This window comes from Pseudomonas putida, from assembly GCA_029953615.1.
Taxonomy (GTDB): Bacteria; Pseudomonadota; Gammaproteobacteria; order Pseudomonadales; family Pseudomonadaceae; genus Aquipseudomonas.
The window spans coordinates 4953024-4972581 of sequence record CP124529.1; the positions used below are offsets into that span (position 1 = coordinate 4953024).

Genomic DNA, 19558 nt, shown 5'->3' on the forward strand with positions numbered 1-19558 from the left:
GGAGTCGCAGGCCATGCCAGAAGCATTCGATGCAACCCGGGATTTGCTACAGCCTGCACCGGCCTCTTCGCGGGCTTGCCCGCTCCCACAGGATTCGCGTGGTCTTCAGGTTCGCAGTGAACCTGTGGGAGCGGGCACGCCCGCGAAGCATCCAGCACCATTCTCAGCCTACCCCCGCGACCTGCTGGCCCAGGCCCGCCTGCAAACCAGCGATGAACGCCTGCTCACCCGCCTGGAACGCCTGGCCTGCGACACCCCCGATACCTTCACCCAGCGCCTGGGCCTGACCCTGCATTACCCGGTGCTGGACAGCCACACCCTGCTGGCAAGCAGCCCACGCTTCGACAAGGTCAGCCTGGCGATGTGCCTGAAGCGTGAGTGCGTGCTGATCGAGCAGGGCGGCCAACTGCTGGGCGTGTTCGCCGACCCCTTCGACCACGCCCGCCTGGCCTGGATCGACGATGTGCTGCAAGGCGCACCGCTGTACCTGGCCCACGCCGCAGATCTGGCCACCTTCCTGGCCCGCCACGAAGAAAGCTTCCACGCCGTGGACGCCCTCGACCACGATATCGAAGCCAGCAGCGAAAGCGACCCGCTGCAACGTCTGTCGCTGGCCAGCATCAGCGAAGACCAGAGCCGCGTGGTCAAGCTGGTCAACTCCACGCTGTACGACGCCCTCAAGCTGCACGCCAGCGACATCCACCTGGGCATGACCGGCCAGGGCCTGACCATCAAGTACCGCATCGACGGTGTGCTCAACGGCGCCGGCAAGGCCAGCGGCAGTGCCTTCGCCGACCAGGTGATCTCGCGCATCAAGGTAATGGCCGAGCTGGACATTGGCGAGAAACGGGTGCCCCAGGATGGCCGTTTCAAGGTTGCCGTGGGCGACCGGCAAATCGACTTTCGGGTATCGATCATGCCCAGCATCTTCGGCGAAGACGCGGTGCTGCGGGTGCTCGACAAACAGGACCTGTCCGACCGGGTCAGTGGCGTGCAGCTGCAGGCACTGGGCTTTGCCGAGGAAACCCTGCGCGCCCTGCGCCGGCTGGCCGCCGAACCCTACGGCATGATCCTGGTCACCGGCCCTACCGGCAGCGGCAAGACCACCACCCTGTACGCCATGATCAGCGAGATCAACCACGGCGTAGACAAGATCATCACCATCGAGGACCCGGTCGAATATCAACTGCCCGGCGTGTTGCAGATCCCGGTCAACGAAAAGAAGGGCCTGACGTTCGCCCGCGGCCTGCGCTCGATCCTGCGCCACGACCCGGACAAGATCCTGGTCGGCGAAATCCGCGATCCGGACACCGCCCAGATCGCCGTGCAGTCGGCGCTCACCGGCCACCTGGTGTTCACCACCATCCACGCCAACAACGTGTTCGATGTGATCGGCCGCTTCAGCCAGATGCAGGTCGACCCCTACAGCTTTGTTTCCGCACTGAATGCAGTGCTGGCCCAGCGCCTGATCCGCCTGGCCTGCCCGCACTGCGCTACACCCTGCGAACACGATGACGACACCCTGTTTGGCTCGGGCCTGACCCGCGAGGGTGTGGCTGGCTGGAAGTTCGTCCGCGCCCAGGGTTGCGGCCAGTGCCGTGGAAGTGGCTACCGCGGCCGCAGCGCCATCGCCGAACTGCTGCACCTGGACGACGACCTGCGGCAGATGATCGTCGAGCGTCGCCCTCTGTCGCAGATCAAGACTCTCGCCTGCCAGCGCGGCCTGCGCCTGCTGCGGGCCTCGGCCCTGGACCTGGTCCGTGATGGCCGTACCACCCTCGAGGAGATCAACCGTGTCACATTCATCTGAACATGGTGCTTGCCGCTACAGCGCCGTACTCGGCGCCGAAGGGGTGGGCCTGGGCTGCTGGCACGCCAACCACCACCAATGGCTGGGCAGCCGCGACTTTACCTGCGACACCGCCCAACCGGCGTGGCAAGCCGCCGTCGACGCCCTGGCCACCTTGCTGGCCGAGCATGCCGCGCGCGGTGCCCAGTTGCGGGTGCTGCTGTCGGCCCGCTACAGCCGCTTCTGCCTGGTGCCCTGGAGTGATGCCATCAGCCACCCGCGCGAGCTGGACGCCTACGCCCGCGCCTGTTTCGAAAACCTCTACGGGCAGCCGCTGGACGACTGGCGCATCGTGCTCTCGCCCGAGCCGGCCGGTGCCGCACGCATCGCCACGGCGCTGCCCGAAGCCCTGCTGCAGCGGTTGCAGGCGCTGGGCCGGGAAAGCCACCTGAGCCTGCGTTCGGTGCAGCCGTACCTGATGGCTGCCTACAACCGCTGCGCGGCACAGCTGGAGCAGGGCGACTTCCTGTTCGTTCTGGCCGAACCGCGCCGCAGCGTGCTGCTGCTGGCTGCCGGCGGGGCCTGGCAGCAAGTGCTGGCGCAAGGTTGCGCAGATAGTGACCAGGCCCTGCAAGCGCTGATCGAGCGCACCTGTGAGCTGTATGGCGAACACCTGCCACGGGTCTACCTGCATGCTCCGGGCCGGGGCGACGTGCCGCAGCTGGCGGCGGTGCAGTTGTGCCAGCCGGCCACCGATGCCGACCCGCTGTGCGCCATGTGGCAAGCGGTGGCCTGAGATGCGCCGCCTCGACCTGGAATTCCAGCCCCGGCGCAGCAGCCCGTTGGCCTGGTCGCTGCTCGCCGTGGGCAGCGCCATGGTCGCTGGCCTGGTGTTGCTGCAACACAGTTTGCAGGCCGAGCAGGTCGAACGAGAGGCCAGCGTACACAGCCTGGAGCAGCAACTGGGCCGTCGTCCGGCTACCGTCGCACCGCTGGGCACCGCTGCCAGCCGCGAACAGGCCGAGCGCCTGGTGCAGATGCAAAGCGTCTCGCAGCAGCTGCAACGGCCCTGGCAGCAGCTGTTCGCCATGCTCGAAGCGCAGCCGCAGGACGACGTGGCGCTGCTCAGCCTGGCCCCCGACGCACGCAAAGGCCAGCTGCGCATCACCGCCGAGGCGCGCAACCTGGAAGCGATGCTGCAGTACCACCAGCGCCTGGAAGCCAGTGCCGAGCTCAGCGATGTGTCGTTGCTCAACCACGAGGTACTGGCCGCGCAGCCCGAGCACCCGGTGCGCTTCACCCTTACCGCCACTTGGGAGACCGGCCATGCGCGCCCGTGAGTCGCTGAACAGCCTGATCCTCCAGGAGCGCCTGCGTCGCGTCGGCCCGGTCGGCCTGGCGGCGGTTGCGGTGGGTTTGCTGGCCGTGGGGGTGCTGTGCGCCGGGGTATTGCCGCAATGGCAGAACCTGCGCGAGCTACGCGCCACTGAAGCGGACGCCAGCGTGCAGCTCGAGCGGGTCAGGCGTGGCGAGCTGAAGATCGCCGTCAAACCCGAGCAGCAGGCCCTCGACAGCCTGCGCCAGCAACTGCCCGGGCAGCCCCAGGCCAGCGCGCTGATCGAGCGCCTCTACCAGCTGGCCAGCGCCGAGCATATCAGCCTGGCGCGTGGCGAATATGCCCTGGGCGTCGATCCCAAGACGCAGCTGGCGCGCTACCAGATCGTGCTGCCGGTACGCGGCAGCTATCCGCAGATTCGCGGCTTCCTCAAGGGCCTGCTCAAGCAGCTGCCGACCCTGGTGCTGGAAGACCTCGAACTGCAACGCAAACGCATTGGCGACAGCGAGCTCAACGCCCGCCTGCGCATGACCCTTTACCTGTCGAGGTCCTGATGAACACACAACGTGCAGCGATCTGGGCAGGCTTTCTCGGCGTGAGTGCAGCGCTGGCCTGGGCGCCTGGGCATTGGTTCGGCCAGGACGACAGCGTGGCGCCCTTCGCGGGCTCGCCCGCTCCCACAGGGCCCGTGGGCGCCGCCGACCCCGTGGGAGCGGGCGCGTCGGGGCGCCGAACCGCCGCGAAAGGGCCGGAACAGGCCTCTCGTGATCTCTTCCCAACCCAGCAATGGACCAGGCCCCAGGCCCTGGCCACTGTCACCGAACAACCCGTGAACGCTGCCCCGGTCGCACCCGCAGCGCCAACCGCGCCGGACCTGCCATTCCAGTTCATCGGCCGCATGGGCGAGCGCGACGACCTGCAGATCTTCCTGCAGAGCGGCGAAAAACTCTACGTCGTGCGCCAGGGCGACGTGATCGAAGACACCTACCGCCTGGATCGGGTATCGGCTAGCGAGCTGCACCTGGTCTACCTGCCTTTGCATCAGTCGCAGACTTTGTCTGTAGGGAGCGCACCATGAAGTCGTCAAAGCTGTGCAAACCGGCTCCGTTCCTGCTTGTAGCGCTGTGCGTGGCGATTGCCGGCTGCGGCTCCAGCGCGGTACGCAAAGACAGCGAACAGCTGATGAAGGAGGGCCAGTACGAAGCCGGCATCGCCAGCCTGGAAGAAGCCCTGCGCGAGGACCCGCGTGACACCGAGCTGAACATCGCCCTGGCCCACAGCCGACAGGCCGCGGTCGAGGCGCTGCTGACCCAGGCCGATGCCGACCGCATCCGCCATGACTTCGCCGGCGCCCGCATGGGCTATGGCCGGGTGCTGACCCTGGAGCCGAACAACCGCCGCGCCCAGGAAGGCACCCGCCAGCTGGAGCTGATCCGCACCCTCGACGAGCGCGTGGCGCTCGGCCAGGCGGCGCTGCGCCAGGGTGACCTGTTCGGCGCCGAGCGCTACATGCGCGAAGTGCTGCGCCTGGACCCGCAGAACCAGAAGGGCGTGGCCCTGCGCAGCGACATCGAGAACGTCCAGGCACGCACCGCACAACCGTTCCCTCAGCTGCGCAGCAAGCTGGAGCGGCCGGTGACCCTGGAGTTTCGCGATGCCAACCTGAAGACCATCTTCGAGGTGCTGTCCCAGGTTGCCGGCATCAACTTCATCTTCGACAAGGACATGCGCCCGGACATGAAGGCCACCATCTTCGTGCGCGAGTTGCGCATCGAGGACGCCGTGGCGCTGCTGCTGGAACAGAACCAGCTGCGGCAGAAGATCGTCAATGAAAACACCTTGATGATCTACCCCGATTCGCCGCAGAAGACCAAGGACTACCAGGAACTGGTCATGCGTACCTTCTACCTGACCAGCATCGATGCCAACACCGCGTTGAACATGGTCAAGACCATGCTCAAGACCCGCGACGTGTTCGTCGACGAACGCCTCAACACCCTGACCATGCGTGACACCCCCGATGCCGTGCGCATGGCCGAAAAGCTGCTGCAGTCGCAGGACCAGTCCAACCCCGAAGTAGTACTGGAAGTGGAGGTGATGGAGGTGGCCACCTCACGCATCCTCGACCTCGGCCTGCAATGGCCCAACACCTTCGGCGTGCTGAGCTCCGACGGCCAGCCGGTGAGCGTGCTCGACCAGCTCAAGGGCATCGACTCCAGCCGCATCAGCATCGCGCCGGCGCCGCAGGCGAAGATCAACGCCCAGGACAAAGACATCAACACCTTGGCCAGCCCGGTGATCCGCGTCAGCAACCGTGAGCAGGCGCGCATCCACATTGGTCAGCGGGTACCGATCATCAGCGCCACCTCGGTGCCCTCGACCCAGGGCCCGGTGATTACCGAAAGCGTCACCTACCTGGACGTGGGTCTTAAGCTTGAAGTGCAGCCCACCGTGCACCTGAACAACGAAGTGGCGATCAAGGTGGCCCTGGAGGTGAGCAACGCCACCCCGCTGGAAGCCACGCGTCAGGGCACCATTCCGGTTCAGGTCGACACCCGCAACGCCCAGACCACCCTGCGCCTGCACGATGGTGAAACCCAGGTGCTGGCCGGCCTGGTGCGCAACGACCACAACGCCAGTGGCAACAAGATCCCCGGCCTTGGCGACATCCCCGGCCTGGGCCGGTTGTTCGGCAGCAACAAGGACGACATGAGCAAGTCGGAGCTGGTGCTGGCGATCACCCCGCGCATCGTGCGCAACCTGCCATACCAGAGCCCGTCAGACATGGAGTTCGCCACCGGCACCGAGTCGGCCATGCAGGTGCGGCAGATGGCGCCGCTGCCGCCAGCAGATGTACCAGGCAATGCCCCGACCAACGATGCACCGGTTCTGGACAGCCAGATGGCGGTCGCCCCGGCCAAAGGGAGCCCGCGGCCATGATCGCGCAGCGCCGCATGCAGGGCTTCAGCCTGATCGAGGTGGTGCTGACCCTGGCACTGCTCGGTCTGCTTGCCAGCATGGCCGCGCCGCTGACCGAAACCGTGGTGCGCCGCGGCAAGGAACAGCAGCTGCGCGAGGCGCTGTACCAGATTCGCGACGCCATCGACGCCTACAAGCGAGCGTTCGATGCCGGCTACATCGAAAAGCGCCTGGACGCCAGTGGCTACCCGCCGAACCTGCAGGTGCTGGTCGATGGCGTGCGTGATGTGCGCAGTGCCAAGGGCGCCAAGTTCTACTTCCTGCGGCGCATCCCGCACGACCCGCTGGTGGCGGCCAAAGGGGAGGACGAAGGCGGGTGGGGATTGCGCGCCTACGACAGCAGCCCCGACAACCCGCGTGAAGGCGAAGACGTGTTCGACGTGTATTCCAAGGCCCGCGGCAAAGGCCTCAACAACATCCCCTACGGGCAATGGTGACAGCCATGAAACGCCGCCAAGGCTTCACCTTGATCGAACTGCTGGTGGTGCTGGCGATCATCGCCACGCTGATGACCATCGCCATGCCGCGCTACTTCAACAGCCTGGAAAGCTCCCGCGAAGCCACCCTGCGCCAGAGCCTGGCGGTGTTGCGCGAAGCGCTGGACCACTACTACGGCGACACCGGCCACTACCCGGACTCGCTGGAGCAACTGGTGGAACAGCGTTACCTGCGCAACACCCCCATCGACCCGATCACCGAACGCAGCGATGCCTGGCAGCTGCTGCCACCGCCCGAAGGCGTGGCCGGCGGCGTAGCCGATATCAAGAGTGGTGCCACAGGGAGGGCGCGCGATGGCAGCCTGTACGCGGAATGGTAAGGCCAACGGTGGCTTCACCTACCTCGGTGTGTTGCTGCTGATTGCGGTCAGCAGCGTGGCCCTGGCCGCTACCGGTACGCTCTGGGCCAGTGCTGCCCAGCGTGACCGCGAACGCCAGCTGTTGTGGGTGGGCAGCCAGTATGCCCAGGCCCTGCGCAGCTACTACCGCGCCTCGCCAGGCCTGGCCCAGTATCCGCAGGAGCTCGCCGACCTGTTGCAGGACAACCGCTTCCCGCAGGCCAGGCGGCACATTCGCCGGATGTACCCCGACCCCATCACCAACAGTGACGAATGGGGCCTGCTGCGTTCGATCGATGGCCGCATCACCGGTGTGCACAGCCGTTCCGACGCCACCCCGTTCAAGCGCAGTGGCTTCAGCGCCGAGTGGAGCGGTTTCGAAGGGCTGGAGCACTACAGCGACTGGCAGTTCGTCGCCGAGCAGGCCTTTACCGAAAGTGCCGGTGGCGTGCAGACCCATGCCGGCCCGGGAGACAGGCCATGAGCCGCCTGGCCGTGCACTGCCTGGGCCTGCTGCTGGTGGCAGTGCTGGCCACTTCGGCCAAGGCCGAGGACGAGATGCAGGGCTTCATCGTCGACAACACCATCTCGCACATCGGCCACGACTTTTACTACTACTTCGCCGATCGCCTGCGCGCCACCAGCCGCCTGGACTTCAACCTGGTGGTGCGCGAACGCCCGGATGCCCGCTGGGGCAGCCTGGTCACCGTGGAATTCGAGCGTGAGGTGGTGTACCGCCGCTTCCTGCCACCGAACACCACCGAGCTCAAGGACGAGGCCGTTGCAGCAGCCGACCTGGTCAAGCAGCAAATCATTCAACGCAAGTTGCAACGCCTGCTGCAGGACACCACCGATCTGGAGAGGGACGAGCTATGAAGCACCGCATACCTTGTTGCATCGCCGCTTGCCTGTTGGCCGGCGCATGGGCCGCTCAGGCTACCGAGCTGGTGTACACCCCGATCAACCCGGCCTTTGGCGGCAACCCGCTCAATGGCACCTGGCTGCTGAACAACGCCCAGGCGCAGAACGACTACGACGACCCCGACCTCAAGGACCGCGCCTCGGCCTTTACCGGTACCACGGCCCTTGAGCGCTTCAGTAACCAGCTGGAGTCGCGGATGTTGTCGCAGTTGCTGGACAACATCAGTAACGGCAACACCGGCAGCATGGCGACCGATGCGTTTCTCATCGACGTCATCGACGATTCCGGGGCCTTGAGTATCAAGGTCACCGATCGCGCCACAGGAGAAATTTCGATCATTGAGGTCAGTGGCCTGAACCCCTGAGGGGGGAAGGCTTTTCGTTGGGGAGTGAACACCATGAAACGTCTGCTGAGCACGCTGCTGATCCTCACCGCCCTGGGTTTGCACGGTTGTGGCCTGCGCGAACCGATGCCCGCCGAACAGGACTCGGAAACCCCGACCTTGACCCCCCGGGCCTCGACCTACTACGACCTGATCAACATGCCACGGCCCAAGGGCCGGTTGATGGCGGTGGTGTACGGCTTCCGCGACCAGACCGGGCAGTACAAGCCGACCCCGGCCAGCTCGTTCTCGACCAGCGTCACCCAAGGCGCGGCCAGCATGCTGATGGACGCCCTGAACGCCAGTGGCTGGTTCGTGGTACTGGAGCGTGAAGGCCTGCAGAACCTGCTGACCGAGCGCAAGATCATCCGTGCTTCGCAGAAAAAGCCCGACGTGCCGGAAAACATCATGGGCGAGCTGCCGCCGCTGCAGGCCGCCAACCTGATGCTGGAGGGCGGCATCATCGCCTACGACACCAACGTGCGCAGCGGTGGGGAAGGCGCCCGCTACTTAGGGATAGACATCTCCCGCGAGTACCGGGTCGACCAGGTGACCGTGAACCTGCGCGCGGTGGACGTGCGCACCGGGCAGGTGCTGGCCAACGTGATGACCAGCAAGACCATCTACTCGGTAGGGCGCAGTGCCGGGGTGTTCAAGTTCATCGAGTTCAAGAAACTGCTGGAGGCTGAGGTGGGGTACACCACCAACGAGCCGGCGCAGCTGTGCGTGCTGTCGGCGATCGAGGCGGCGGTGGGGCACTTGCTGGCACAGGGGATTGAACGGCGGCTGTGGCAGGTGGCGGGGGATGTTGGGGAGGGGCAGGCTACGGTGGACAAGTATTTGAGCCAGAATCAGCAGCCGTGATTGAGCTTGAGGGCCTCTTCGCGGGCTTGCCCGCTCCCACAGGTACCGCGCTGGCCTCAGGCTTGGCGCGATTCCTGTGGGAGCGGGCAAGCCCGCGAAGAGCCCGGTACAGGCGACACATTATTTTCATCACTGTTGATACCCTTGGCGGCGGGGATGACCTCATTGCTTGCTCGCCTCTGTAGCGGCCTTGCGCCGCCTGGCAGTAGCCAGGTCTGGCGCCTGTGTTTTCCGGTATTTCTTGATGAAGTCGTGAAGCAGGCTGAGCGCCAAGGGGGTGGCGCCGAGGAGAGTGGTGCCGATGCCGAACAGGATCGCAACTGCGCTGGTGTAATACTCGGCGAGCAGTCCTGCTACAGGAATGGCGATCACCATTGACACTTTGAAAAGCGCGCTGGTTATACCGGTGACCCTGCCCAACACATCGGCTGGGACGACGGTTTGGCGAAGTGTCCAAACCGCAATCACTACGTAGGACTCGAAAAAACCGACGAGAAAGCACGAGGTGAAAAACACAGCTTGGTTGGGCAGGAGCAGTGGCAGTGCGCCGGATACGGCCATTAGCAGGCAGCACAGGAGTGCAAGTTTGCGATTGCCAAAAAATGCAATTGCCCTTGATGCTGTCAGCCCCGAGATGATTGCGCCTGCGGCGAGCCACACCAAGAGATTAGGTGCGTTCTGGGCGCTGAAATGGCCGGTCCCCACTGCGTAGATGAGCACATTCAGCAAGTACACTCCGGTGAAGGCATTGTTACCCATGACCACAAGGACAAGGCGGAGCAGTGGTTTGTTGCTTGTCAGGATGCCGATGCTTTCCAAGAAAGAGCCTCTCCGTTGTCTCGGGTGAGAGGTGGGCTGGCTGCTGGGCAGTGCGAGCAGGTAGATCAGTCCAGAGATGCAGAACAGACCTGCGATCCCGAAAAAGCCTATCTTGGGACTGCTCAGTGACAGGAGTAGCGAGGCGATCAAAGGGGCGAAAATCAGTGCGATGTTTTCAGTGACCAGTAATGTGGCGTTCAGTTTGGGGAGTTGTGAAGCCTGGGCAACACTTGGCAGAACTGATGAGCGCAGGTTGTTGAGGAAGTACGTGCCGATTGATATGGCGGTGAGAAAGATGAACGTCTCAGCGATCGTCTGATCTGGCAGTCGCATGCTGTAGCACGCCGACGCACCGAAAAGTGCGATGGCGATGGTGCAGCCAAGTCGGCGTTTCTCGAAACGGTCTACCAAAACGCCAATGCAATAGCCGAAAAGCACGGGGCCGATGTATGCGAGTGCGCGCAGAAATGATCCAAGCACGCCGTCACCGCCGTTGAAGATAAAAAAGAGCGGGGTGTAGATGAAAAGCACTTGAGTACAGAAGATCTCGATGCCGAACGCTGAGATCAGCAGGTGTAGCGGGTTGAGCTTACTCATCGTCAGAGCCCACCTGCAAGCTGTGCCGCAGTTGTCTTAGCCACTGTTGGCTAAGAGAGCTGTCGCGGTGTTCAGGGTAAGCTTGGGCAAGCGCCTCAAACAGAGTGTGAAGCGTTGCGAGTGCGTTGCAGACAGCAATGATGGCCGCTTTACAGGGAGAGGTGTCGACCAGTTGCCAGAATCGAACCATGTCAAGTGGGTGAGGTTTGTTGGTAATGAGGCATGCTGTGTCCAATATCAGACGCATGCGCGCCTCGCCAGCAAGCACCCCGCGGTGGAGCCTGATGAGATTGAAATACAGCGTGGCTTCGGCATTGCAGCGGTCCACGCCCATTTCTCTCCAAGGCTCGCGGTTCGCTTCCAGGACGGCAATATCTGAGTGATCTGTATACAGGTGATGTATCTCTAGCGAGACAAATAGGTAGACCTTGCCATTGCGTAGAACGTAGGGCAGATAGCAATCTTGGATCTCGATGGGTAGGCTTGCTGGGAGCTCGACTTCCTTGAGCAGCGTCAATGCAACGTCTTTATTGGCCCAATGTCGCGCCGTCAGTGCATTAGCTTGCTGGTCAGTGATGATGAATATGCGCTCGCTGTCAAAGCCGTAGTAGTCGAAGTCTACTCGTTTCGCTGCGGCACACACAGAGCGGTGGGCCGCCGCAGGTACATATATGTCAATGTCGGTGCGCATGCCGGGGGTGAAGAAGGTCGCGTGTTCCAAGCATCTCGGAAACCCCTGTAAGAACATGCAGTTGTGCATTTTTAATGTTTTAGCGAGCTTGGATTCAACTGCCGAGAACTGTGCACGGTATGTTTCCAGATAAAAATCGTTCATTCCGGCCGTTGCAGGTATTGAAAGCAACGCGATGCTTTCTACTTTGTGGCGAATGAGTGTTGGTAGCATCGCAACTAGTTGCTTTTCTTCCATGCCTTCAATGATGACGGGGCGATTTAGTGCGATCGAGTCGAGCAAGCCTGGCAAGAAAGTAATTAAATTCTCTGGGTTGGCCATTATGTCCTCATTTGCTTTGCGCATTTTCGATAAGAACCTGGTTTCTGCGTGTTCCGTCTGGTTGCCGTTTCCTTCATCCGTTCTAGGAAGGGGCTCGGGGTGCTCGAGGATAGGTCGCTGACCAAAAGGGGGGGACGTTTATCGCGTTGGTGGAAATCCCGAGGGATCAAAAAGACTTGCAGAAATGGCTTGTCTTTCCGAAACGCGATAGGAACATCTGTCTTGGTGATTTCGATATTTGTGAACAGTGGGCCGGCCCACCAGTCCGTTTCCACAATCCCTTCGATGATCGTGTAGGCAGAAGAGGATGCGCGATTGATTGGGCTTCGAATCCACAGACTGGAGCCAGGTGGTGTGCTTGCAAAATAGCCTGACCATACCTGTAGCACTCCGCGCTCGGGAAACGACTCCAAAAAAACGGGCAGGGTGTCCACCAGTTCGGTGTCGACGTTTCCACACCAGTGTGCCATCGAATTGGGCAGGAAAATTCTGTCCACGATGATCCAGTCGCTGATTCCTTCAAATTGGATCAGCGTCTGCGTACCGTCCCAGTACAAATTAAAATCGATTGGTGGGTAAACTAGGTAGCCCATGCTGTTAGCCACCAAAAAGGGTTCGCAATACTGGTGCGCCCGGGTGGGAATGTTTCCTGCCAGCTCGATTTGGGCTGGGGTGGGTAATGGGGATTCTGGCCACCCACGATAGAGCTCAATGACGTATTCCATGACTATGTCATTACCTTGAAGTGATTGGACTTACGACGGGGTTAGGGCCCCGCCGTAAGGCTGAGGTTTATTTGTTACTTCAAAGGTGCTGAGCCTCCGCCAGCGCTGCGAACTTGTACACCATTGGAGGTCACGGCGGGAATGCTGCTAGAAATTACGATTTTCATAAGTTCTCCTGGAGATTGAGATCGCCTAGGGTTAGGCAGGAGTCAGGCTAGGAACTTGATTTGTGATTGTCAACTTTAGATGTTCAATTCGAGTCTTGGGTGTTTATTGTGTGCGCGTATTTGTAGGAAAGGGATGTAGGAAGTATTCGTGAGGTGTTCATTGTAAGAAATATTTGTAGGAAATTGTGAGCGGTTGTCGAGAGGGAGTTGCTCAGGGCTGCTGTTGGGTGGCGGAAAAAAGGGGTTGAAATTCGTGTTCGTGTTAGCTAAGACTAATTGGGTGTCGCAATGCTGATGTCGGGGGTAGGTATTCACAATGTCATACGCAAAGAGGTTTCGGCGAACTTTGCTGGATGGTAAATTGGAGCTGATTTTGGAAGCGCACAATGGGATGTCAGCACGCATTGTGGAGGAGGCTGGCTTCTCAGCAATATGGGCATCGGGCTTATCCATTGCTTCGGCGCTAGGGGTGAGGGATTGCAATGAGGCATCATGGAGTCAGATTGTTGAAGTTGCGCAGTCGATTCATGACGCCGTCAGCATTCCTATACTGTTCGATGGTGATTCAGGGTTTGGGAACTTTAATAATGTCAGGCATGTCGTCAAGCGGCTTTCGCATTACGGGATCGCTGGCATCTCGCTTGAGGATAAACTATTTCCGAAAATGAATTCGTTCATTGCTGGTGCGCAAGCGCTGAGTTCAGTGGATGAATACTGTGGGAAGATAAAAGCTGCCCAGGACTCAAAGTGCGACTGCAATTTCACGGTCATTGCTCGCACGGAAGCATTGATTGCGGGGCTGGGTGTCGAAGCCGCGCTGAAAAGAGCCGAGTGCTATCACGAGGCAGGGGCTGATGGAATATTTATTCACTCCAAGGCTGTCGATGGGTTGGATGTTCTGGAGTTTGGTAGGCAGTGGGGGAAACGATCACCGTTGGTCGTCGCTCCAACGACTTATATTGACACACCATTGGCGTTGCTGGAGCAGGCTGGTGTTTCTATTTATATCTGTGCAAATCATATGATGCGGGCCTCTATTCACGCAATGCGTAAGGTGGCCGGGCAGATAAGAAAAGATAATAGCATAAGTGCGATAAATTCGGATATTTCCTCGCTAGAAGAGGTTTTTTCTCTACTTGATTACGACGAGTTGAAAACTGCCGAGCGAATGTATGGGCAGTAGCGCAGACTCTCAGTCGACGTTGAAAGTGCTTCGCATGGCGATGGAAGGTTGTGCGAGTATCAAACTAAGTGACGGTGAAACTGTGCTTAATCACGCGCTATGGTGTGCGCACCAAGCGATGAACGCACACTGTGATAGCCCGGTTGTTGTGGCTGCGCTGTTTCACGATATAGGGCACTACCTATGTGCTGGTGATCCAGAGTTAGCGGACTATCACAGGGATCGCGAACACGCAACGCTAGGGGCGCGATGGCTGGCTCGCTGGTTTCCACTGGCGGTGTGCGCCCCAGTCGAGCTGCATGTCGATGCCAAGCGCTACCTGGTGACTGTCGATGCCGATTACCGCCAGCGTCTTGGGGCTGGCTCGCTGCAGAGTCTAAACAATCAGGGGGGAGTGATGACGTCAGAGGAAGTCTCTGAATTTCGTCGCGCCGAGCATTTTGAAAGTGCGTTGCTCGTCAGACAGTTTGACGACGTGCCATTCAATGGAGAAACCCTGTCGCCTTACTTATGGTATGAATCAATCGTCGTATCAGTTATGAGGTGATTATGCCAAAAAAATCTGTAGATTCGCATGTCCACTTATTGTTGAGCAAGAAACAGAAAGTGCCCGACTGGGATTCGGTGAGGCGAGTGCTGGATGTGGCAGCGCTCATTGGCCTGGATGCGTTATGTATTACAGAGCATATCGAGGCCAATGCCTATCAAGCATTGATGGAGGGATTGTTCGTAGATGAAAGCCTGGAAGGTAGTTCAAGGGAAGACGGCAGGCTAACCTATAAGGGGGTGGCAATTTTTCCCGGTGCAGAACTTGAGTTGGCCAACAGGTGCAATGTGGGTGTGCATGCTGACTTGGATGTTTTGATGGTGCTGGACCGTGAGGCGGGTGCATACACTCTCGAGGGTATTCATACAGCCTTGGTGCAAAAGGGGAAGCCCTTTAAATTGGTGGTTCACCACATATTCTGGCCGGGTAAGACGTGCGACGACCTTAAGGAGTTGGCTCAATATGTGGATGCTATTGAAGTTCCGGCCAAGGATCTTCTGAATGTTGAAAAATATGTATCGCTTGCCGAGACGCTCAGGCTCGACACCACGGGCGGGTCTGATGCACATACTTTCATTCAGGTAGGGGCATGCCACACCGTTTTCGAGGCGCCGGAGACTGTTCGGGGTTGCACAGCACAGCAATGGATTGCAAGCAAGAAGACCAGCCACTTTTATACCGAGCAGGCTCCGCGTTTAGTAGCTATGTCTAATATATATCGTCAATCACTGATAGGTTAATAGTATGAACTTTAATGCTTGCAATCTGCCTGTACGAAAAGCCCATCTTGAAGAAATCCTGGCCGCCAGGAAGATGACGCTTGAATATTTTCAGGATCTAAGTTATGACGCAACGTATGTTTATTTTTGTGGTTTTGGGCACTTGAGCGAGGTGGCCGAGCATTTGGCTGTTCCGTTGAGTGAGTTCTTTGTGGGGCAGACGGAAAGCGATCTGGATGATGGAGTAAAAATTGCGAGGCGCAATGGCTCGTTCAAGCGCGAGGAAATTAGGGATGGTGTGCACTATTACACTTACGAGCATCTGGTCAAGACTAACCAGGATCCCGGTTTGATGGCGTTGCGTCTGGATTTGCATAGTGACGATGATCAGCCCTTGCGTCTGAATGAAGGGCACTGTTCCAAAGAAATCGTTTATGTGGCACGGGGCGTTGTTCGCGTTTGCTGGCTGGGTGACAATGATGAGCTTAAAGAAGATGTGTTGAGTGAGGGGGACTCTATTTTTATCCTGCCAAATGTCGCCCATAGTTTCACCAATCATATAGCAGGTGAAAAGTCCGAGATTATTGCCATCAATTATCGTTGAGCGCTGCTCGGTTTGGGAGGCAGCTATATGAGTCCGCGCTGTTATGTGATAAAGCTGGGAGGAAGCGTTACAACGGAAAAGCGGGAGCGCTATGTATTGAGGTGCGATGTGATCTCTAAGATCGCATCGGTATTGAAAGCCAAGCTGGCGTATATTGATTTGCCTGTAATTTTGATTTTTGGAGGAGGGTCATTCGGGAATGTGGCTCCCACTGATTATCGAATATTTGAGCAGCAGGTAGGGTTGCCTTCCGCCAATCTGCCGATGATGACATCTGTGATGTTTTCGATGTTGTTAGATATCACACGGATATTTGTCGAGCATTCGCTTCGTGTGTATCCATTTCAAAGCGGTGCCTTACTGGGGGTTGATGAACGCGGTCAAATTATGATTAACACGCGCTCGCTAACTGCTGCTATGGCGGCGGGATACATACCTTTGCTGACAGGTGACTTATTGCTGCAGGGTGAGCGGCGGGCGGAAATTTATTCTAGTGACAATATTGCTGCGCTACTTACGGTGGACTTTGAGGTCCGTAGGGTGCTGTACTACTCTGATGTTTCTGGCGTTTATGATGGGGCTGGTAATTTAATTTCCATGGTGGATGATGCCAATGCTTCAGAAGTTGAGAGGTTCGTAAGTGGCTCGTCCTTGACGGATTTGACCGGCGGTATGCGCAATAAGTTTATGCAGCAGCGGTTGCTCGCGAGTCGGGGGGTTGTGTCCGAAGTTCTCTCCTTCGATTTTTTTGAAGAAGTGGATATGTCTCTATGCGGGCTGTGTCAATTTGGGACGTTATTTTCGAGCGGGTGATGCCATATGTTAATTGCACTTGCTGGTGTTGATGGGTCTGGAAAGTCCACGCAATGCCGACACCTTAAACGCTTTCTGGTGTCCAAGGGGTTGCGTGTCAAAGTCATCGATAAGTGGGAGATTTTGAAGGAGGACACGTTTCCAGAATGTCGGTTTCTAAAGTCGGACCTTGAACAGTTGAGGACATGTATTGCACAAATGCAGGGGGCTTCCCGTGCATTGTTTCTGATGTGGTCAATCGCAACTGTGATGAAGCAGTGCGAGGATAACTCAGAGCAGATTTACATTCTCGACGGCTATTGGATGAAACACATGGCGTCCGAGATATTGTACGGCAATGACGAAGAATGGCTGCTGGGGCTGGCATCGGTCTTGCCGCCTGTCGATAAAGTGCTCTATTTCAACGTCGATGTTTCACGCACTAGCGTCAGAAAGCAAGCTTATACCCCTTATGAGTGCGGGCGGAACGCCGTGAGCCGAGAGGCTTTCTGCATGCACCAAACGGGGCTGAAGGGATTGATGGATCGATGGTCGAAGAGTATGGGCTGGACGATTATCGATGCCAACCAGTCAGAGCCCATCGTCTCCGCTGCCCTGAGGGAAATTCTGATTCCCTTACTGAGGGATTGCTGATGAACCGCTCAGTGGGTCTCATCGGGACTGGGGCGTATGGGGCAGGCTATCTGTCAACGGTTGCTGGCCAACCAGGTGCCCGTGCACATTCATAATCGAACGAAGGAAAAGTCTGTTGATCTGATACGGCAGGGTGCAATTTGGGCAACGGATATGGTTGCTCTGGTGAGAGAAGTACGACTCCTGTTCATCTGCACATCCGGTAGCGAGGCGGTGCAGGACGTTTACTATGCTCGCGATCTGGGCCTGCTTTCTTGTCTGGGAGCTGGCAGTGTAGTAGTTGACATCGGCACGCTCGCGCCCGAAGCAGCCAAAGCATTGCATGCTGCTTTTGTCGAGCAGGGGTCGGATTACATCGAGTGCCCAGTTTCAGGCGGTGTGGAGGGAGCGCTCGCAGGGACATTGAGTGCCATAGTATCGGGCAGGGCAGAGGCTTATGAGTTGGTGCAGCCGCTACTCAAGGTCTTTTGTGCGACGGTCTCCTATGTGACGGAGCCAGGTAAGGCGCAGCGTCTGAAGATCCTCAATAACTTGGCTGAAAGCATCAACCTTGCAGGTGCTATAGAGGTCATTAGCCAAGGATTGGCCCAAGGACTAGATCTGAAGTCCATGGCAGAAGTTTTCACGTCCTGCCGAGGGCGGTCTGCGTATATGGATGTCGCGCTAGGTTATGCACTGTCGGGTGGTGCAACCAGTAATGTCAGCCTTACCGTGCGCTGTAAGGACTTAGACTTGGCGCAGGAGCGATTGCCGAGCGGTCAGGAATATCCGTTTTCAAACTTGGCGATGACGACCTTTCACAAGGTTAAGCAGGTGTGCGGTGAGCAAGGAGACCAGTGCCAATATTTCTCATTCTATCCAACAACAAAGCAAGGAGGGCGTCATGAATATTCGCAATGATGTGATCATCGAGGATACTACGTTACGCGATGGCGAGCAGGCCCCAGGCGTTTCTTTCGACAGAGAAACTAAGCTGAGAATCTTTGATGCACTGGTGGACGCGGGGGTCAGGTGGATTGAGGGTGGTATAAACGCTATGGGTGGCAGCGAGACTCGTACCCTGCGCGAGATGCTGGAGCGAACCGAGGCGACGGACATCAATCTGGTCGGTTGGAATCGAGGGGTGAAGGAAGATATCAGGAAGACTTTGGATCTGGGGTATAAGTACGTTCATATCGGTCTGCCAACTTCGGATGTCCACCTCAAGGACAGTATCAACAAGTCAAAAAGCTGGCTGATCCAGCAGGCCTGTGACTTGATCGATTATGCAAAGCAGCGGGGCGCCTTCGTCTCGATCAGTGCCGAGGATGTAGGGCGTTCCGATCTTTCCTTCGTTGTTGAATATGCCGGGCATGTTCAGGCGGCCGGGGCTGATAGGCTTCGGTTGTCCGATACCGTTGGCGTGATGACGCCGCAGCAGTACCATCATGTGGTCAAGGTTGTTTCGACGCAGACGTCTATTGACACGCAGTGTCATGCGCACAATGACTTCGGTTATGCAGTCAGCAACACGATTTCTGGGTTGGTTGGCGGGCGCGCGGTACTTCCATGTCACTGTCAATGGTGTCGGCGAGCGAGCAGGTATGCCTGATATTGCCCAAGTGCTGATGTCCTTGAAGGTACAATATGGCGTCGATCTCGGAATCAAGCTTGAAAAACTGCAGCATTTGAGCGCGGTCGTAGCTGAGGCCACCAATTCTCGCATTTACCCTTGGCAGCCTGTGGTGGGTGCCAATGTCTTCGCCCACGAGTCGGGTATTCATGCCAACGGCACGATCAACAACGGTGGTGCATTCGAGCCATTCGCGCCGGAGCTATTGGGGCGTGATAGGCAGATCGTGGTGGGCAAGCATTCTGGGCGGGCCTCATTGAAATATGCGTTGGATTATCTACAAGTCGCTTATGTGGAGGATGAGCTTCCAAGACTGCTGCAGTTAGTGCGCGAGGTATCGATGATCAAGTCGCGCGCTTTGAGCTTTGATGATGTGGCACTGTTGCATTCGACGTTGAATTGAAGGAGTCCCGATGCAAGCCACGTTAACGGTCAGTAGGCAGGCGTTGGCCCTGCTGTTGCAAACCCGCAAGATGACGCTGGAGAACGCCCAGGAGTTTTATCATGACGCAGGCAGCATGGTTCGCATCGGTTTTGGCCAACTCACTCGTCTGGCTAAGATGCTGGATGTTCCCTTGGCACATGCCGTTCATGAGCTTGGCGGAGAGGGTGATGACCTACGGGACAAAGTGAAAATTTGTCGCAAACAGGCGCAGTTCGAGCGCTTGAGGGTTGTGGGTGTGCAAGATCAGCCGGCCTACTTGTATCGGCATGTGATGAAAACGATGGCAGACAAGCATCTGATGGTGCTCCGAACCTCTCCACTCTTCACCAGAGTCGATGATGCCCCGCTAAACGGCGGCCATCAGGTGAAAGAGTTTGTGTACGTCCTTTCAGGTGTGGTTGGCGTCCTGTGGTCCGGCAGAGCGGGGCACCGCCGCACTGATGTACTGTCGACTGGAGACTCGATTTTCATTGATTCTTGGGTCCCGCATTCATTTTATGCGGTACAGGCCGACTCGCAGATCTTGGCGGTCGATTACGCTTGAGGCTGAGTTTAACTTCGATAGTTATGATTCC

25 protein-coding genes are annotated in these 19558 nt (G+C 58.4%); 22 read left to right on the top strand and 3 right to left on the bottom strand.

The window, feature by feature from the left end; genetic code table 11:
• Positions 1–13 precede the first annotated feature (13 nt).
• The 12 genes from QIY50_22655 to QIY50_22710 are packed head-to-tail and all read left to right on the top strand — an operon-like array spanning position 14 to position 9107.
• Positions 14–1810: a GspE/PulE family protein gene (locus tag QIY50_22655; protein WGV20069.1), complete on the top strand. Its 1797-nt coding sequence runs from the start codon at positions 14–16 to the stop codon at positions 1808–1810.
• Positions 1794–2585, top strand: coding sequence for a hypothetical protein (locus QIY50_22660; GenBank protein ID WGV20070.1), 792 nt, complete (start codon positions 1794–1796; stop codon positions 2583–2585). Before QIY50_22655 ends, QIY50_22660 begins: the two co-directional genes overlap by 17 nt.
• A 1-nt stretch (position 2586) precedes the next feature.
• Positions 2587–3129, top strand: a complete 543-nt coding sequence (locus QIY50_22665) for a pilus assembly protein (protein WGV20071.1) — start codon at positions 2587–2589, stop codon at positions 3127–3129.
• Complete coding sequence (gene pilO, locus QIY50_22670) at positions 3116–3679, top strand: type 4a pilus biogenesis protein PilO (GenBank protein WGV20072.1); 564 nt, start codon at positions 3116–3118, stop codon at positions 3677–3679. Before QIY50_22665 ends, pilO begins: the two co-directional genes overlap by 14 nt.
• Positions 3679–4203, top strand: coding sequence for a hypothetical protein (locus QIY50_22675; protein ID WGV20073.1), 525 nt, complete (start codon positions 3679–3681; stop codon positions 4201–4203). Before pilO ends, QIY50_22675 begins: the two co-directional genes overlap by 1 nt.
• On the top strand, positions 4200–6065 hold the full coding sequence (locus QIY50_22680; GenBank protein ID WGV20074.1) for a secretin N-terminal domain-containing protein: 1866 nt from the start codon (positions 4200–4202) through the stop codon (positions 6063–6065). Before QIY50_22675 ends, QIY50_22680 begins: the two co-directional genes overlap by 4 nt.
• Positions 6062–6541 (top strand): type II secretion system protein, encoded by a 480-nt coding sequence (locus QIY50_22685; protein ID WGV20075.1) that lies wholly within the window; start codon positions 6062–6064, stop codon positions 6539–6541. Before QIY50_22680 ends, QIY50_22685 begins: the two co-directional genes overlap by 4 nt.
• Positions 6542–6546: 5 nt before the next feature.
• Positions 6547–6921 carry a type II secretion system protein gene (locus tag QIY50_22690; protein WGV20076.1) on the top strand — a complete coding sequence of 125 codons (375 nt, stop codon included), beginning with the start codon at positions 6547–6549 and terminating at the stop codon, positions 6919–6921.
• Positions 6896–7423 (top strand): type II secretion system protein, encoded by a 528-nt coding sequence (locus QIY50_22695; protein WGV20077.1) that lies wholly within the window; start codon positions 6896–6898, stop codon positions 7421–7423. The genes QIY50_22690 and QIY50_22695 overlap by 26 nt, the downstream gene beginning before the upstream one ends.
• Positions 7420–7815 (top strand): curli production assembly/transport protein CsgE, encoded by a 396-nt coding sequence (gene csgE, locus QIY50_22700; protein WGV20078.1) that lies wholly within the window; start codon positions 7420–7422, stop codon positions 7813–7815. The genes QIY50_22695 and csgE overlap by 4 nt, the downstream gene beginning before the upstream one ends.
• Positions 7812–8225 carry a curli assembly protein CsgF gene (locus tag QIY50_22705; GenBank protein ID WGV20079.1) on the top strand — a complete coding sequence of 138 codons (414 nt, stop codon included), beginning with the start codon at positions 7812–7814 and terminating at the stop codon, positions 8223–8225. The genes csgE and QIY50_22705 overlap by 4 nt, the downstream gene beginning before the upstream one ends.
• Before the next feature lie 33 nt (positions 8226–8258).
• Positions 8259–9107: a CsgG/HfaB family protein gene (locus QIY50_22710; GenBank protein ID WGV20080.1), complete on the top strand. Its 849-nt coding sequence runs from the start codon at positions 8259–8261 to the stop codon at positions 9105–9107.
• Positions 9108–9269: 162 nt separating this feature from the next.
• On the opposite strand, the gene QIY50_22715 is transcribed toward QIY50_22710, so the two are convergent.
• Genes QIY50_22715 through QIY50_22725 form a run of 3 tightly spaced genes read right to left on the bottom strand, consistent with a single transcriptional unit; the run spans position 9270 to position 12260 of the window.
• Positions 9270–10523: an MFS transporter gene (locus QIY50_22715; protein WGV20081.1), complete on the bottom strand. Its 1254-nt coding sequence runs from the start codon at positions 10521–10523 to the stop codon at positions 9270–9272.
• Positions 10516–11535, bottom strand: a complete 1020-nt coding sequence (locus QIY50_22720; GenBank protein ID WGV20082.1) for a hypothetical protein — start codon at positions 11533–11535, stop codon at positions 10516–10518. Before QIY50_22720 ends, QIY50_22715 begins: the two co-directional genes overlap by 8 nt.
• Positions 11535–12260, bottom strand: a complete 726-nt coding sequence (locus QIY50_22725; protein WGV20083.1) for a DUF6065 family protein — start codon at positions 12258–12260, stop codon at positions 11535–11537. The genes QIY50_22720 and QIY50_22725 overlap by 1 nt, the downstream gene beginning before the upstream one ends.
• Before the next feature lie 528 nt (positions 12261–12788).
• On the opposite strand from QIY50_22725, the gene aepX reads away from it, so the two are divergent.
• From aepX to QIY50_22775, 10 genes are read left to right on the top strand one after another with little or no spacing between them, the layout of a single operon-like run.
• Entirely contained in the window at positions 12789–13610 is an 822-nt protein-coding gene (aepX, locus tag QIY50_22730; protein ID WGV20084.1) for a phosphoenolpyruvate mutase, read from the top strand.
• Between the two features lie 34 nt (positions 13611–13644).
• Positions 13645–14157, top strand: a complete 513-nt coding sequence (locus QIY50_22735) for an HD domain-containing protein (GenBank protein WGV20085.1) — start codon at positions 13645–13647, stop codon at positions 14155–14157.
• A 59-nt stretch (positions 14158–14216) separates the two neighbouring features.
• Complete coding sequence (locus tag QIY50_22740) at positions 14217–14897, top strand: PHP domain-containing protein (GenBank protein ID WGV20086.1); 681 nt, start codon at positions 14217–14219, stop codon at positions 14895–14897.
• A gap of 4 nt (positions 14898–14901) precedes the next feature.
• On the top strand, positions 14902–15480 hold the full coding sequence (locus QIY50_22745; GenBank protein WGV20087.1) for a hypothetical protein: 579 nt from the start codon (positions 14902–14904) through the stop codon (positions 15478–15480).
• A 27-nt stretch (positions 15481–15507) separates the two neighbouring features.
• Positions 15508–16293 carry an isopentenyl phosphate kinase gene (locus QIY50_22750; protein WGV20088.1) on the top strand — a complete coding sequence of 262 codons (786 nt, stop codon included), beginning with the start codon at positions 15508–15510 and terminating at the stop codon, positions 16291–16293.
• 6 nt (positions 16294–16299) lie between these two features.
• Positions 16300–16926 carry a hypothetical protein gene (locus QIY50_22755; GenBank protein WGV20089.1) on the top strand — a complete coding sequence of 209 codons (627 nt, stop codon included), beginning with the start codon at positions 16300–16302 and terminating at the stop codon, positions 16924–16926.
• 36 nt (positions 16927–16962) lie between these two features.
• Positions 16963–17826, top strand: a complete 864-nt coding sequence (locus tag QIY50_22760) for an NAD(P)-dependent oxidoreductase (protein ID WGV20090.1) — start codon at positions 16963–16965, stop codon at positions 17824–17826.
• Positions 17810–18517: a hypothetical protein gene (locus QIY50_22765; protein ID WGV20091.1), complete on the top strand. Its 708-nt coding sequence runs from the start codon at positions 17810–17812 to the stop codon at positions 18515–18517. Before QIY50_22760 ends, QIY50_22765 begins: the two co-directional genes overlap by 17 nt.
• Positions 18423–18941 (top strand): hypothetical protein, encoded by a 519-nt coding sequence (locus QIY50_22770; protein ID WGV20092.1) that lies wholly within the window; start codon positions 18423–18425, stop codon positions 18939–18941. The genes QIY50_22765 and QIY50_22770 overlap by 95 nt, the downstream gene beginning before the upstream one ends.
• A gap of 10 nt (positions 18942–18951) precedes the next feature.
• A complete protein-coding gene (locus QIY50_22775; protein WGV20093.1) occupies positions 18952–19527 on the top strand; it encodes a cupin domain-containing protein in 576 nt (191 codons plus the stop codon).
• The last annotated feature ends 31 nt before the right edge of the window (positions 19528–19558 follow it).